The 13,701-nt window shown below is 62.8% G+C and carries 10 protein-coding genes; 6 read left to right on the top strand and 4 right to left on the bottom strand.

The features are described from left to right. Positions 1 to 3: 3 nt before the first annotated feature. Positions 4 to 273, bottom strand: coding sequence for a potassium channel family protein (locus ACR0DA_RS12245; RefSeq protein WP_315901678.1), 270 nt, complete (start codon positions 271 to 273; stop codon positions 4 to 6). A 245-nt stretch (positions 274 to 518) separates the two neighbouring features. Between ACR0DA_RS12245 and ACR0DA_RS12250 the strand changes: the two genes are divergently transcribed. Further along, positions 519 to 3,167: an AsmA family protein gene (locus ACR0DA_RS12250; protein ID WP_480754214.1), complete on the top strand. Its 2,649-nt coding sequence runs from the start codon at positions 519 to 521 to the stop codon at positions 3,165 to 3,167. 69 nt (positions 3,168 to 3,236) lie between these two features. Here ACR0DA_RS12250 and ACR0DA_RS12255 read toward each other — a convergent pair whose 3' ends face one another. Genes ACR0DA_RS12255 through deoC form a run of 3 tightly spaced genes read right to left on the bottom strand, consistent with a single transcriptional unit; the run spans position 3,237 to position 7,417 of the window. Continuing rightward, positions 3,237 to 4,046 carry an SDR family oxidoreductase gene (locus ACR0DA_RS12255; protein ID WP_480754216.1) on the bottom strand — a complete coding sequence of 270 codons (810 nt, stop codon included), beginning with the start codon at positions 4,044 to 4,046 and terminating at the stop codon, positions 3,237 to 3,239. A gap of 27 nt (positions 4,047 to 4,073) precedes the next feature. Beyond that, entirely contained in the window at positions 4,074 to 6,407 is a 2,334-nt protein-coding gene (locus ACR0DA_RS12260; protein WP_480754217.1) for an aldehyde dehydrogenase family protein, read from the bottom strand. 11 nt (positions 6,408 to 6,418) lie between these two features. After that, positions 6,419 to 7,417 carry a deoxyribose-phosphate aldolase gene (deoC, locus tag ACR0DA_RS12265; RefSeq protein ID WP_480754218.1) on the bottom strand — a complete coding sequence of 333 codons (999 nt, stop codon included), beginning with the start codon at positions 7,415 to 7,417 and terminating at the stop codon, positions 6,419 to 6,421. Between the two features lie 197 nt (positions 7,418 to 7,614). On the opposite strand from deoC, the gene ACR0DA_RS12270 reads away from it, so the two are divergent. The 5 genes from ACR0DA_RS12270 to mutL all read left to right on the top strand — a co-directional run bounded on the left by ACR0DA_RS12270 (position 7,615) and on the right by mutL (position 13,648). Continuing rightward, the gene (locus ACR0DA_RS12270; RefSeq protein WP_480754220.1) at positions 7,615 to 8,568 is read left to right on the top strand and encodes a metal ABC transporter solute-binding protein, Zn/Mn family; all 954 of its coding nucleotides are present in this window, start codon (positions 7,615 to 7,617) and stop codon (positions 8,566 to 8,568) included. A 2-nt stretch (positions 8,569 to 8,570) separates the two neighbouring features. Then, positions 8,571 to 9,374: a metal ABC transporter ATP-binding protein gene (locus ACR0DA_RS12275; RefSeq protein ID WP_170364156.1), complete on the top strand. Its 804-nt coding sequence runs from the start codon at positions 8,571 to 8,573 to the stop codon at positions 9,372 to 9,374. A gap of 3 nt (positions 9,375 to 9,377) precedes the next feature. Next, on the top strand, positions 9,378 to 10,583 hold the full coding sequence (locus ACR0DA_RS12280) for a metal ABC transporter permease (RefSeq protein ID WP_480754222.1): 1,206 nt from the start codon (positions 9,378 to 9,380) through the stop codon (positions 10,581 to 10,583). Continuing rightward, positions 10,580 to 11,509 carry a metal ABC transporter permease gene (locus ACR0DA_RS12285; protein ID WP_170342049.1) on the top strand — a complete coding sequence of 310 codons (930 nt, stop codon included), beginning with the start codon at positions 10,580 to 10,582 and terminating at the stop codon, positions 11,507 to 11,509. Before ACR0DA_RS12280 ends, ACR0DA_RS12285 begins: the two co-directional genes overlap by 4 nt. Positions 11,510 to 11,791: 282 nt before the next feature. Next, positions 11,792 to 13,648: a DNA mismatch repair endonuclease MutL gene (gene mutL / locus ACR0DA_RS12290; RefSeq protein ID WP_480754224.1), complete on the top strand. Its 1,857-nt coding sequence runs from the start codon at positions 11,792 to 11,794 to the stop codon at positions 13,646 to 13,648. Positions 13,649 to 13,701: the final 53 nt, after the last annotated feature.

Below are 13,701 nucleotides of genomic sequence, written 5' to 3' on the forward strand. Positions count from 1 at the left end.
AGCCTATTTTTTCGGGGTCTCATCCTCCTGGGACAGGATCGTGTCGGCCACGGTCGTCGCGGCGGTGACGAAGATACCCAGACCGACGATTATGTACGCCATCGTAAAGATCTTGCCCGCAGCGGTTTCGGGAGAAAAGTCGCCAAAACCCACGGTCGAGATCGTCACTACGGAAAAATAGACGGAGTCCAACCAGCTCCACCCCTCGACAAAATGGTAGAACACGGACGCCCAAAGGATCATTCCGACGGTGAAGGCGAGTATGCCTTTCACTCTGCCGTCCTTGAAAGCGACACCTATCCCACGCGTTATTCTGGTCAGTGAATTCATCATGCCCTCATTCGCAAAAGAATTCACGTATAGCAGTAATTGGATGATTGTGTGAATCCAAAGGGTGAGTTGGCCGGGGCAAAGGCGATCTCGTGGCCTCGGAAGGCGCGCGAAACATGTATTCCATTAACATGATGGATAAATGCTCTAGGGTAATCACATGCTGAATCGGGACACTGAGGGATAACTTGCGAATAATTGTCAAAGGTGTCTTGATCTGTTGCGCGGTCGCGCTTGTGGTTTTTGCCGCGGCGTGGCTGTTTCTGTCGTCCGCTTTGTTTTCGTCGGTGCGGACCAGTTTCGTTGAGAACCTGATCTCAAAGAAGCTGGGTCAGCCGGTCTTGATTGAGGATGAGGTGCGTTTGGGCCTTGGCCGTCAGTTGCAGGTATCAGCAGCGGGACTGGTCCTTCCTGCAACGCCCAAGGCCGAGGCGGATCTGGCAGCGATCGATCAGATCGAGTTCGACGTATCTGCACGGGACCTGTGGAACAGCAAGCTGTCGGTGAGCAATCTTTCAGTGTCTGGGGTTCATCTGAACCTGATCACAGACGAAGAAGGCGTGACCAACTGGCAGTCCTTTTCGCGCACCGGGGCCGAAACCGACACGGCTTCGGAACGTCCGATCCAGCCTTTGGCCGGTATCCTGACGGATCGCACGATCGACCTGAAGGATGTCACGGTACTTTATCAGAACGACCTGAACGGCATTGGGCTGGACTTGCAGCTTCCAGAACTGGTTTTGCAGCGCGATGCCGAAACCGATGTTGCCTCGGCGGTCGGAACGGGGTCGCTCAACGGTCAGAGTTTTGACTTGAAGGGCACGTTCCCGCCTCAGGACCCGTTCCAAGTGGCATTGAACTTTGATCAGATTTCGGTTGAAGCCCAACAGATTCCTGTGGAGACCGGCCTTCAGGTCAAGGCGACCTTTGAGGTCGATCAATTGGGTCAACTGCTCGATGTCTTGAAACTCAACCGCGTGTTGGAGGGTTCGGGCAATGTTGGTGCAACATTCAAGCTGGCAGACGGCGTCGCACGGGTTGATGACCTGTCTGTTCTGGCCGAGCTGGATGGTGGCCAAAGCCTTTCCGTCACCGGACAAATCGGAGAATTGGGCAATCCGGAAGATGTTTCTCTGACGACTCGCATTCGCCTGTATCCAGAGGATGCCGAGCCGGCTCCGGCTGCCTCGCGGTATGACCTCAAGCTTATTGCCGTGGATATGGTCATCGACAGTGTCCCGGGACAGGTCCCGCAACGGCAGATGGTCATCAAGACGAACGGTTTCACGCTGGACACCTCTGGTGAGGGCCCGCCGCCGATCAAATTCTCCGAGCTTGCCAGAACGCCCGAAGGCGCCCTGAGCGTGGGCAACATCAATTTGAGGATCGGAAACCCCGCCGATCCTTTTATCATTCTGACCGGTTCGGTCGAGGATGCGTTGCAGTTGCAGGGCGTATCCGCCGAAGGTTTGATCGATATTCCGGCAAGCAGTCTGATCTCGCCCGAACTGCTAGGCCCCGATGACCAGCTGGGCAGGTTTTCGGGAAACTTTCATTTGAACGGAAACATCGAACAGCTTGCTTTGACCAATCTGGATGGTCAGACAAGCGAAACCGAGGTCTGGAGCCTGGAGGTGCACGGGTCCGTAGAAAATGTCCTCAAGTTCGAGAATCTGGATCTGGCAATCGACGTGGATGTTCCGTCGGGCGCAGATCTTCTGAAGGCCTTGTCGCTGGAGCCGGTGGACACCGGTCGAGCCCATCTTGAAATCGACCTGGTAAGTGAAGGCACCGATTGGAATGCCAAAGCCAATGTCGAGGTTTCCGAGTCGGTCTTGAAAATCGCGGCGGATCTTGATGACGCAACAAGCGATCCCGTGCTGCAGGGGTCGATCGAGAGCGATCTGATAAAAATCGACCAAATCCGGACCATCGTTCAGGCGGCCGCCCAACTGCGCAAGATAGGTGGTTCACCGCCGGAGCAGGAAGATGCCGAGCAAGGCGACGGTGACACAGGTCCGTTGAGGGATGTGACCCTCAAACCCATCGGGCGGGCCATTTTGCTGTCGGGTGTGAATGTAGATGTCGACATAGACCTGCGTCACATTGAGGGTGCAAAGGGCATCAGCAGCCTGCAGAGCGAACTGACTCTGGACGAAAACGAGCTACGGGCCGGACCTCTGAAGTTTGAATACGGAGGTGGTCATTTCGACGTCAGCGGGCAAATGGATCTTTCGAATGAGGCACATCTGCTGACCCTGACCGGAAAGGCGGGCGGATGGCAGTTGGATGACCTTCTGCAAAACCTGAACTTCAAGAAAGGCGCCAGCGGTACGGTGTACGCAGATTTCTCGGTTACGGGGGGCACGGACACCGTCAAGCAATTCGTTGGCAGCATGAGTGGCAATGCTACGGTTTCCATGCGTGACGGTTCGATCGAAACCCAGCTTCTGGATCTGGCCGGGCTGGGTATTCTTCCCTGGGTATTTACCAAGGAAAAACAGAAAGTGGCGCCAATCGTGTGCCTGCGCGCTCCGATCAGCATTTCCAACGGAAGAATCGAGACGAAACAGACGACGCTGGAAACAGATCATGTTCAGGTCGTTGTCTTTGGCGCTGTCGACCTGACGGACAAGGTGTTGGACCTGAACATCCAGCCAAGAAAGATTGGCGAGCCACTTGCGCGCAGCCCGTGGCCAGTGACCCTGAGGGGCGCGCTCGCTGAGCCCAAGGTCAAAGTCAAGGACGGCCCGAAAAGGCTGAAGCGGTCGGATGGTGCAAACCAGATGCCGGCACAAAGAAAGCTCTGCATCCCGGATATCCTGCAGTTGCAGTAGGGGCGGTTTGCCAAGCGGCCACGGCCCTGCCTGTGTTCGACAAGGTCGGCCGAGCCTGTCGGACGCGGATCACCCCTTTTTCATGCTGCGCAGCATCTGCCCCATCATCTGGCCGAACTGACCCGAGCCGCGCTGATACAGCGCCCCGTCCACGGCCAAAACCGTACCGCTGACATAGCTGGCCATGTCCGAGGCCAGGAACAGACAGGCATTGGCCACGTCCTGAGGCGTGCCCCAGCGCCCCAGCGGCACGTCTCGGCGCAGCTGCTCGCCCGCGTCGGGGGTGGGGGCCAGACGCTTGGCGCCCTCGGTGCCCTCGATGAAACCCGGCACCACCGAGTTCACCCGGATGCCTTCCACGCCCCATTCCATCGACAGGGTGCGGGTGATCTGATCGACCCCCGCCTTGGCCGCGCAGACATGGGCCTGGCCCTCGTAGGGCAGATAGGATTGCGGGGCCGAGATGTTGATGATGTTGCCGCCGGGCCGTTTCAGATAGGGATAGGCGCCTTTCAGAACATGCACGGTGCCCATCAGGTCGATCTCGACCACGGTGCGGAAGGCGTTGACCGACATTTCCGCCATCAGCGCCGGGAAGTTGCCCGCCGCCCCCGAAACCAGCACGTCGAAATCACCGAGAGCAGCGTGGAATTGTTGCAGCCCTGCCGCGACCGCCTCGGTATCACGCACGTCGAAGGCCGCGCCGATGGCCTCGGCCGCGCCGGCTGCCTTCAGCGCGGCGATGGTGTCGTCCACCTTCTCTTGCGAGCGGCTGGCCACGGCCAGTTTGGCGCCCGATGCCGCGAAGGCCTCGGCGATGCCCCGATTGATACCGCTGGTCCCGCCGATGACGACGACCGTCTTTCCTGCAAAGTCCATGTAAAGCCTCCCGCTTTGGAAGGGGCCCTACTCGCCGTAGGGCACCCAGATGTTCTTGATCTCGGTCGCAGCCTGCAGGAAGCGGCGGGTGTGGTCCATGCCCCAATCGAATGCCGTCGCGTTATTGACCCAGGTCCGCTTCAGGTTCCCGGCCGAGACGACCTCGATCTGCGCTGACAGGTCCGACGACGAGAAGGACCACACCGCATCCACGTTCAGATGCGAGGCCAGCGGTTTGGCCAACTCCTCATGGCTGCCCGTCAGGATGTTGACCACGCCGGCGGGCACGTCCGAGGTGTCCAGCACCTGATAGAAATCGGTGGCCGCCAGCGGATAGGGCTCGGACGCCACCAGAACCACCCGGTTGCCCATCGCGATCGCCGGGGCCATGGCCGAGACCAGACCCAGCAGCGGCGCCCCGTCGGCACAAAGCGCGCCGATCACGCCCACCGGTTCCTTCATGGCAATCGCCACGCCCCGGATCGGAACGCCATGCACTTGGCCGTCATACTTGTCGGCCCAGGCGGCTGCGGTGAACAGGCGCTGGATTGCGGCGTCGACCTCTTTCGCGCCGTCCTTGCGGCCGGTCATCGCGTCGATGCGATGCGCGAACTCGTCGGCGCGGGCTGAGAGGTTCTCGCCGATGTAATACAGAATCTGTGCCCGCAGATGGCCGGTGGTTCTCGACCAGCTCGTAGCGCCTGCTGCGGCCTCGACCGCGTTGCGCACATCCTTGCGGTTGGCCAGACCCACATGGCCCAGCAGCCCCGCCTTGCCCCAGACCGCGCGGGAATAGCCGCCATCAGGCCGGGCCTGCTTGCCGCCGATATAGAGCTTGGCCGTGCGGTCGACCGGATCGACCGAGCCGCCTTCGCCCACGATAGGTTCGATCTTGGCCACCGGCTTGGCTTTGCCCTTGGGCTTGGTATAGGCGCTCAGCCCTTCCCAGCCACCTTCCCGGCCAAAGCCGCTTTCGCGCACGCCGCCAAAGCCCGCGGCCGCGTCGAACAGGTTGGTGGCATTGACCCAGACCACGCCCGCGACCAACTTGGGCGCGATGTCCAGCGCAAGGTTGACGTTCTCGGTCCAGACCGTTGCGGCCAGCCCGTAGCGGGTGTTGTTGGCCAGCTCGACCGCCTCGGCCGGGGTGCGGAAGGTCGACGAGACCAGAACCGGGCCGAATATCTCCTCCTGCATCAGCGGGTCCGAGGTTTCGAGGCCGGTGATCAGCGTCGGCGGGTAGTAGCTGCCGTTGGCGGGCAACTCACAAGCGGGTTGGTAAACTTGGCCCACCGCGTTGCCCTCGACCATCGATTTGATGGTCTGCAGCTGCACCGGGTCCACCACGGCACCCACGTCGATACATTTGTCCAGCGGGTTGCCGATGCGCAGCGTGTCCATACGCGCGCGCAGCTTGGCGTAGAACCGCTCGGCGATGCCCTCCTGCACCAGCAAGCGCGAGCCCGCACAGCAGACCTGGCCCTGGTTGAACCAGATCGCATCGACCAGCCCCTCGATGGCGCTGTCGATGTCGGCGTCGTCAAAGACGATATAGGGCGACTTGCCGCCCAGCTCGAGCGTCAGGGCCTTGCCAGACCCGGCGGTGGCCTCGCGGATGCGGCGGCCCACGATCGTCGAACCGGTAAAGGCGATCTTGTCCACGTCTGCATTCACGATCATCTCGCCTACCGCGCCGTCGCCGGTGACGATGTTGACGACGCCCTTGGGCAGTCCGGCCTGCATGCAGATATCGGCAAACAGCAGCGCCGTCAGCGAGGTGTATTCGGCCGGTTTCAGAACAACCGAGTTGCCCATGGCCAGTGCCGGGGCCACCTTCCACGCCAGCATCAGCAGCGGGAAGTTCCACGGGATGATCTGGCCGCAAACCCCCAGCGCCTGCGCGTCGGGAAGCTCGGTTTCCATCAGCTGGGCCATGCCCGCGTGATAGTAGAAATGCCGCTGCACCAGCGGAATGTCGATGTCGCGCGATTCCCGGATCGGCTTGCCGTTGTCCAGCGTCTCGAGCACCGCGAACAGGCGGGCATGCTTCTGGATCAGTCGCGCGATGGCATAGAGGTAACGGGCGCGGGCCGGGCCGCCCAGCTTTTCCCATTTGGGTTGCGCCTTGCGGGCGGCGGCCACGGCGGCGTCCACATCGGCCTGCGTGGCCTGGGTCAGCTTGGCCAGAACCTCGCCCGTGGCCGGGTTGCGGCTTTCAAACCCTTTGCCGGGCTTGGTGAAGGCGCCGTCGATGAAATGGCCGAACTTGTCGCCCTGATCGACCAGCCATGCCAGGGCCTCGGCGGCACTTTCCGGGGCGGGTCCGTATTCCATGGTCTCGAAAATCTCTTTGACTGTCATTGTTCCTGTCCTCAGCCCATCGGGTGCCGGTAACCGGCCGAGTATGCCCCGGTGACGAAATGTTCCAACTGCCGCTCGATATCGCCCAGCAGGGACGACGCGCCGAACCGGAACAGGTCGGGTTGCAGCCAGCGGTCGCCCAGCTCGTCCTTGATCAGCGACAGGTAGACCAGCGCATCCTTGGCCTTGGAAATCCCGCCGGCGGGCTTGTAGCCCACGCGATAGCCGGTGCGGTCATAGTAGTCACGGATCGCGCGGATCATGACCAGCGACACGGGCAGGGTGGCGTTGACGCTTTCCTTGCCGGTCGAGGTTTTGATGAAATCGGCCCCCGCCATCATGCAGATCAGCGAGGCACGCGCCACGTTGCGCAGGCTGCCCAGCTCGCCGGTGGCGAGGATGGCCTTTACATGCGCCTCGCCGCAGGCTGCGCGGAACGCCTTCATCTCGTCATACAGCGCCTGCCAGTTGTCCTGCAGCACATGGCGGCGCGAGATCACGATGTCGATCTCCTCGGCCCCGGCCTTCACGCTCTCCTCAATCTCGGCCACGCGCAGGTGAAAGGGCGACAGGCCCGCCGGAAACCCGGTGGATACGGCCGCGACCGGAATGCCGGTGCCTGTCAGCGCATCCACCGCCGTTTTGATCATGTCGTGATAGACGCAGACCGCGCCGGTGGTAATCGGCGGCATGTCAAGCGCCCTCAGCAGGGCAGGTGACACGGGCTGGCGGGCCTTAGCGCACAGGCGGCGCACGCGGCCCTCGGTGTCATCGCCCGACAGGGTGGTCAGGTCGATCATGGTGATCGCCTTCAGCAGCCAGGCGGCCTGATGCTCTTTCTTGACCGACCGGCGTCCGGGCAGGGTCGCGGCGCGGCGCTCGATGGCCGAGGTGTTGGCCTGCACGGCGCGCACCCAGTCGAGGTCCAGATCCATGCCGGGGTTTCGGGGCTCGGTCACTTGCGGCAGATGCGCGGTGCGCACGGGGCTTTCTGAGCTCTGCGTATCCATTGTCACGTCCTTTGGGAGGTTTGCGCCAAAATCGCACGGGAAACGGCCAAAGGAAAGGCAAACCGGGCGCCTTTGGCCACTTTTTTGACCAAATGGACAAATCCGGCTTTTTCTTGCGAGTAATTCGCAACACGGTTGACTTAGTTGCGAATGGTTCGCATATTCATTCTCAACTGGTACTCGGAACGAGGTCACATATGATTCGCCGCAGTTTTCTTTTTGCCCTTGCTCTTGGTGCCGCGCTGCCCTTGGCGGCGTGGGCCGAGGCGCCGCTGAAGGTCGTGGCGACGACCGGAATGATTGCGGACGCCGTGCAGCAGGTCGGCGGTGATCAGGTCGAAGTCAAAGGGCTGATGGGTCCCGGAGTCGACCCGCACGGCTATCGCCAGACCCGCAGCGATATCGTTGCCGCGACAAGGGCCGACCTGGTCTTGTGGCACGGCTTGTATCTTGAGGCGCAGATGGAAGACTTCTTCCACGACCTCGGGCGCAAACGCAAAGTCGTTGCCGTGGCGGATGCCATCGACAAGTCTAAACTGCGTGCACATGCCGACTATGCCGACAAATACGATCCGCATGTGTGGATGAGCCCGGTCTTGTGGAAAGACGTCGTGGTCGAGGTGCAAAAGGCGCTGACCGACGTGCGGCCGGACTCCGCCGCTTATTTCGCCGCCAACGCCCAGCGTTTTCTGGCTGAAATCGACCAGTTGGACGCTTATGGGAAAAAGGTGCTGGCCCAGGTGCCCGAAGACAACCGTGTTTTGGTCACCGCCCATGACGCCTTTGCCTATTTCGGCGAGGAATTCGGGTTCGAAGTGTTGGGGATACAGGGTATCTCGACCCAGTCCGAGGCGGGGCTGAACCGGATCGGAGAATTGGTCAACACTTTGGTCGAGCGCAACCTGACCGCCGTCTTCGTTGAAAGCTCGGTCTCGGATCGGTCGATGCGGGCGTTGATCGAGGGTGCGGCGGCGAAGGGTCATACCGTCTCGGTCGGGGGCGAGTTGTATTCGGACGCCATGGGCGAGCCGGGCACCTATGAGGGCACCTATATCGGGATGCTGGATCACAACATCACGGTCATTGCACGGGGCCTGGGTGCGGATGTGCCTGAACGCGGCATGTCCGGCAAGCTGTCGGCGGGGCTCTGACCATGTTGGAACTTGCGGCTGGCAAATCGTCATCAAACGGGGACCTGACGGTGCAGGACAGCCCGCTCGTGATCCGGGGGATGACGGTATCCTACGGTCAGAAACCGGCCATTTTCTCGGTAGACATGACGGTGCAACCCGGGGCCATGACGGCCATCATCGGACCGAACGGCGCTGGCAAATCGACGCTGCTCAAGGCGGCGCTGGGTATCGTCAAGCCGCTGTCGGGCCAGGTGCTGGTGTTCGGCAAGGCGTTGGACCGGCAGCGGGCCCGTATCGCCTATGTTCCGCAACGCGCCAGCGTAGATTGGGACTTCCCGACGCGGGTCATCGACGTGGTCCTGATGGGCCTGTCACGGGAACTGGGCTTGCTGGGCCGGGTCCGGATGCGACACATGGCCCACGCGATGGAGTGCCTGCATCGGGTCGGGATGCATGAGTTTGCGGACCGCCAGATCGGCCAGCTTTCGGGTGGTCAGCAGCAACGGGTGTTCCTCGCGCGCGCACTTGCTCAGGATGCCGATCTGTACCTGCTGGATGAACCGTTTGCCGGGGTCGATGCCGCCACCGAAAAAGCCATCATCTCGGTCCTCAAATCCCTTAAGGAAGCCGGCAAGACGGTGGTCGTGGTCCACCATGACCTTGCCACGGTCACGGATTATTTCGACCACGTGTTCCTGATCAATACCCGCAAGGTCGCTGAGGGCCCGGTCGAGCAGGCCTTTACCGCCGAGACTCTTCAGGCCGCGTACGGGGGGCGGCTTGCCACCGCCCAGATCGACCAGATCTCGGGCACTGCGGGCTGACACATGCTGTGGGACGCACTGACCCTGCAATTGGGGTACAACGCCACCTTGGTTGCCATCGGCGCCACGCTGCTTGGGTTTTCGGCCGGCGTGACGGGCACCTTCCTGTTTCTGCGCAAGCGGGCGCTGGTCAGTGACGCCATCAGCCACGCGACCCTTCCGGGCGTCTGCATCGCCTTTATGGTTTTGGTGGCGCTGGGCGGAACCGGGCGAAACCTGATCGGATTGCTGTCCGGCTCCGCGATTTCGGCCGCCGTGGGTCTGTTGTGCATGAACTGGCTGATCCGCCGCACCCGTCTGGCCGAGGACGCGGCGATCGGGGCGGTCCTGTCGGTCTTCTTCGGCTTTGGTATCGTTCTGCTGACAATCATCCAGACCATGGGGGTGGGCCGACAGGCCGGGCTTGAGGGGTTCTTGCTGGGCTCGACGGCCGGGATGCTGTGGTCCGACGCTCTGATCATCGCGATCGGCGGCGCTGCAACGCTGCTGCTCGTCATGATCATCCGCCGCCCCATGATGATGGTGGCGTTCGATTCCGAATATGCGGCCGCCTTGGGGCTGCCAGTGCATCGCATCGACCTTGCGATGATGGGGCTTGTCATGGCGGTCACGGTTGTCGGGCTGAAGATCGTCGGATTGATCCTGATCGTGGCTTTGCTGATCATACCCGCCGTCACGGCGCGGTTCTGGTCGGACCGGTCCGACCATGTGGTGCTGTTGTCGGGGGTCATTGGTGGGTTGTCGGGCTATCTGGGTGCGGCGGTGTCCGCCTCGGCGCCCAACTTGCCGACCGGACCGATCATCGTCCTGTTCAGCTTTGGCTTTTTTGTCCTATCGCTGTTTCTGGCTCCGGTGCGCGGCGTATTGGCCGCGATCGTGCGGCATCTACGGTTCCAGCGGCGGGTTCACATCCGACAGGGGTTGCTGGCGCTTGCTCAAGGCCAGAACATCTATGAACCCTACACATTGCGCCTGCTGCGTCAGGCCGGACTTGCCCGGCCCGACGGGGTGGCTACGGATGCCGGCAGAGCGCAGGCGGCCAAGGCGCTGCGCGACGAGAAACGCTGGGAAATCGTACGCGCCGACAATGCGCACGAGGCAGCCGCCGCCCTGTATGACGGGTTGCGCGACATCGAAACGGTTCTGACCCGTGACCAGATCGACGACATCGACCGCCGCATTGGCGGACCACGGGAGGTTAGCTCATGAGCGGTGAAGAGTTTGTTCCGCTGTCCTTGACGCCGCTGCTGATCGGGACTTTCGCGGCCATCGCCTGCGCCTTGCCCGGAAACTTCCTTGTGCTCCGAAAACAGGCACTGATCGGCGACGCCATCAGCCATGTGGTTCTGCCCGGAATCGTCGTGGCCTTTCTTGTCACCGGCGCGATCTCGACCTGGCCGATGATGCTGGGCGCCGCGGGCGCGGCGGTTGTCGCCGTTGTGCTGATCGAGACCATCCGGAGGCTGGGCCAAATCGAACCGGGCGCCGCAATGGGCGTCGTGTTCACCACCATGTTCGCCGGAGGGGTGCTGCTGTTGGAGCAGACCGACACCTCGAGCGTTCATCTGGATGTCGAACACGCACTCTATGGCAGCCTAGAAAGCCTGATCTGGCTTGACGCGACTGGCTGGTCCTCGCTGCTGGATCCGGTTGCGCTGGCCGGTCTGCCACCCGAGCTTGCTCGGATCGCCCTGACATTGGTGGGTGTCAGCCTGTTCGTCTGGCTGTTCTGGCGGCCGCTCAAGATCTCGACCTTCGACGAAGGCTTTGCCCGGACGATCGGAATTCGAACCGGGGCGCTGGGAATGGCGCTGGTGATTGCGGCGGCGATTGCAGCCGTGGCCGCGTTTGATGCCGTCGGCTCGATCATCGTGATCGCAATGTTCATCTGCCCGCCGGCCGCCGCCCGGATGATGACCGACCGGCTTGAGACCCAGATTGCCTGGAGTGTTGTCTTCGCAATCCTGTCCGCCGTGTCCGGCTATATCCTGGCTGGATATGGCCCGCTGTGGTTGGGCGGATCGGACGCCGTCAGTGCGGCCGGGATGATTGCCACCATGTCCGGCCTGATTCTGGCTGTCGCGGCCGTGTTTGGCCCCTGCCGGATGCGCGCAGCGGCGCCGGGTCCGGGCTGATCCGGCGTGTTCCCGCCACCCGGTCCGGTCGGTGATCGGCCAAACTTTGCCCACCAAATGGGGCAAGCGAACCTTAAGCAGATTTGTCCAACGCACCGTGTTAGACACCGCGCCATTACACAGTTAATGACCACCACTCACCACGGATCGTCCGGGCAATCGTGAAACTTTTGGCAACCAATTCGGGTTGCGCATCTCGATTGGCCGGGCGATCCGACCCCCTAGACCAAAGCAGCGTAAACCGGTGGCAGAATCGCGTGCGATTGTGCTAGGTCTAGCGGTATGGCGCAGGCAAACCCCAATATCAGCGAAAATCGCCCGGTAATCCGGCAACTCGACGAGGCCGCGATCAACCGCATCGCCGCCGGTGAAGTCGTCGAACGCCCGGCCTCGGCCGTCAAGGAACTGGTTGAAAACACGATTGACGCAGGCGCGACCCGGATCGGCATCGACATCGCCGACGGCGGCAAAACCTTGATTCGCGTCACCGACGACGGATGCGGCATCGCGCCCGAGGATCTGCCGCTGGCCCTGTCGCGCCACGCGACCTCCAAGATCGACGGGTCCGATCTGCTCAACATTCACACCTTCGGGTTCCGGGGCGAGGCGCTGCCCTCGCTGGGCGCGGTGGGGCGCCTGACCATCACCAGCCGCGCGACGGGGACCGAGGCGGCCCAGATCCGCGTGGCCGGCGGCAAGATGGAACCGGTGAAGCCCGCCGCCCTGCGCGCCGGCACCGTAGTCGAGCTGCGCGACCTGTTCTATGCCACGCCCGCGCGGCTGAAATTCATGCGCACCGACCGGGCCGAGGCTCAGGCGATCTCGGACACGGTCAAGCGGCTGGCCATGGCGGAACCCTCCATCACCTTCACCCTGCGCGATGTCTCGGGCGGGGGCGAGGGGCGCGTGGTGTTCCGCGCCGACCGCGAGAACGGAGACCTGTTCGACGCGCTGCACGCCCGTCTGGCCCGCATTCTGGGGCGCGAGTTCGCCGAGAATGCCTTGCGGATCGACGCCACCCGCGAGGGGATCAGGCTGTACGGATATGCCGCGTTGCCGACCTATTCGCGCGGGGCCGCAGTGGCGCAGTTCCTGTTCGTCAACGGCCGACCGGTGCGCGACAAGATGCTGACCGGCGCCCTGCGCGCGGCCTATTTCGATTTCCTCAGCCGCGACCGGCACCCGGCGGCGGCGCTGTTCATCGACTGCGAGCCCACCTTGGTGGACGTGAACGTGCACCCCGCGAAATCCGAGGTGCGGTTTCGCGATCCCGGCGTGGCGCGCGGGCTGATCGTCTCGAGCCTGCGGCACGCGCTGGCCGAGGCGGGGCACCGCGCCTCGACCACCGTGGCCAACGCAACGCTGGGTGCGATGCGGCCCGAGCCGGCCCCCGCGGTACCCGCGCGGGTCTATCAGATGGACCGGCCCTCGCCCGCGGCGCGGGCGAGGGCCTATCAGGCGCAGGCGCCCGGCTTTGCCGATCTGGCCAATGCCTACAGCGGCAGCGTGGTCGAGCCCGTGGCCGAAGCCGAGCAGCCCGACCAGACCCCGCCCGAGCACCTACCCCTGGGGGCCGCGCGCGGGCAGGTGCATGAAAACTACATCATCGCCCAGACCGCCGACGGCATGGTGATCGTGGACCAGCACGCCGCGCATGAACGGCTGGTCTATGAGAAACTCAAGACACAGATGGCCGAGAACGGCGTGGCCGCGCAGGCGCTGCTGATCCCCGAGATCGTCGAACTGTCCGAGGGCGACTGCGCCCGCCTGCTCGCGGTGGCCGACGACCTGTCGCGCCTGGGCCTGACCATCGAGCCCTTCGGCGGGGGCGCGGTGGCGGTGCGCGAGACCCCAGCCATTCTGGGCGAGGTCAGCGCGCGGGCGATGATCCTCGACATTCTGGACGAGCTGGCCGATCAGGGCGAAAGCCAGACGGTGCAGGCGCGGATCGAGGCGATTCTCAGCCGGGTGGCCTGCCACGGCTCGGTCCGCTCGGGCCGCCGGATGCGCGCCGAAGAGATGAACGCCCTGCTGCGCGAGATGGAGGCCACGCCCCATTCCGGCCAGTGCAACCACGGGCGGCCGACTTACGTTGAGCTGAAGCTGAGCGATATCGAACGGTTGTTCGGCCGCAGTTGATCCGGCCGCCGATCGGCGGTAGAAAAGAAGAAACAAAACAAGAACGCACAGGT

It is taken from the genome of Ruegeria sp. CI8 (assembly GCF_056536865.1).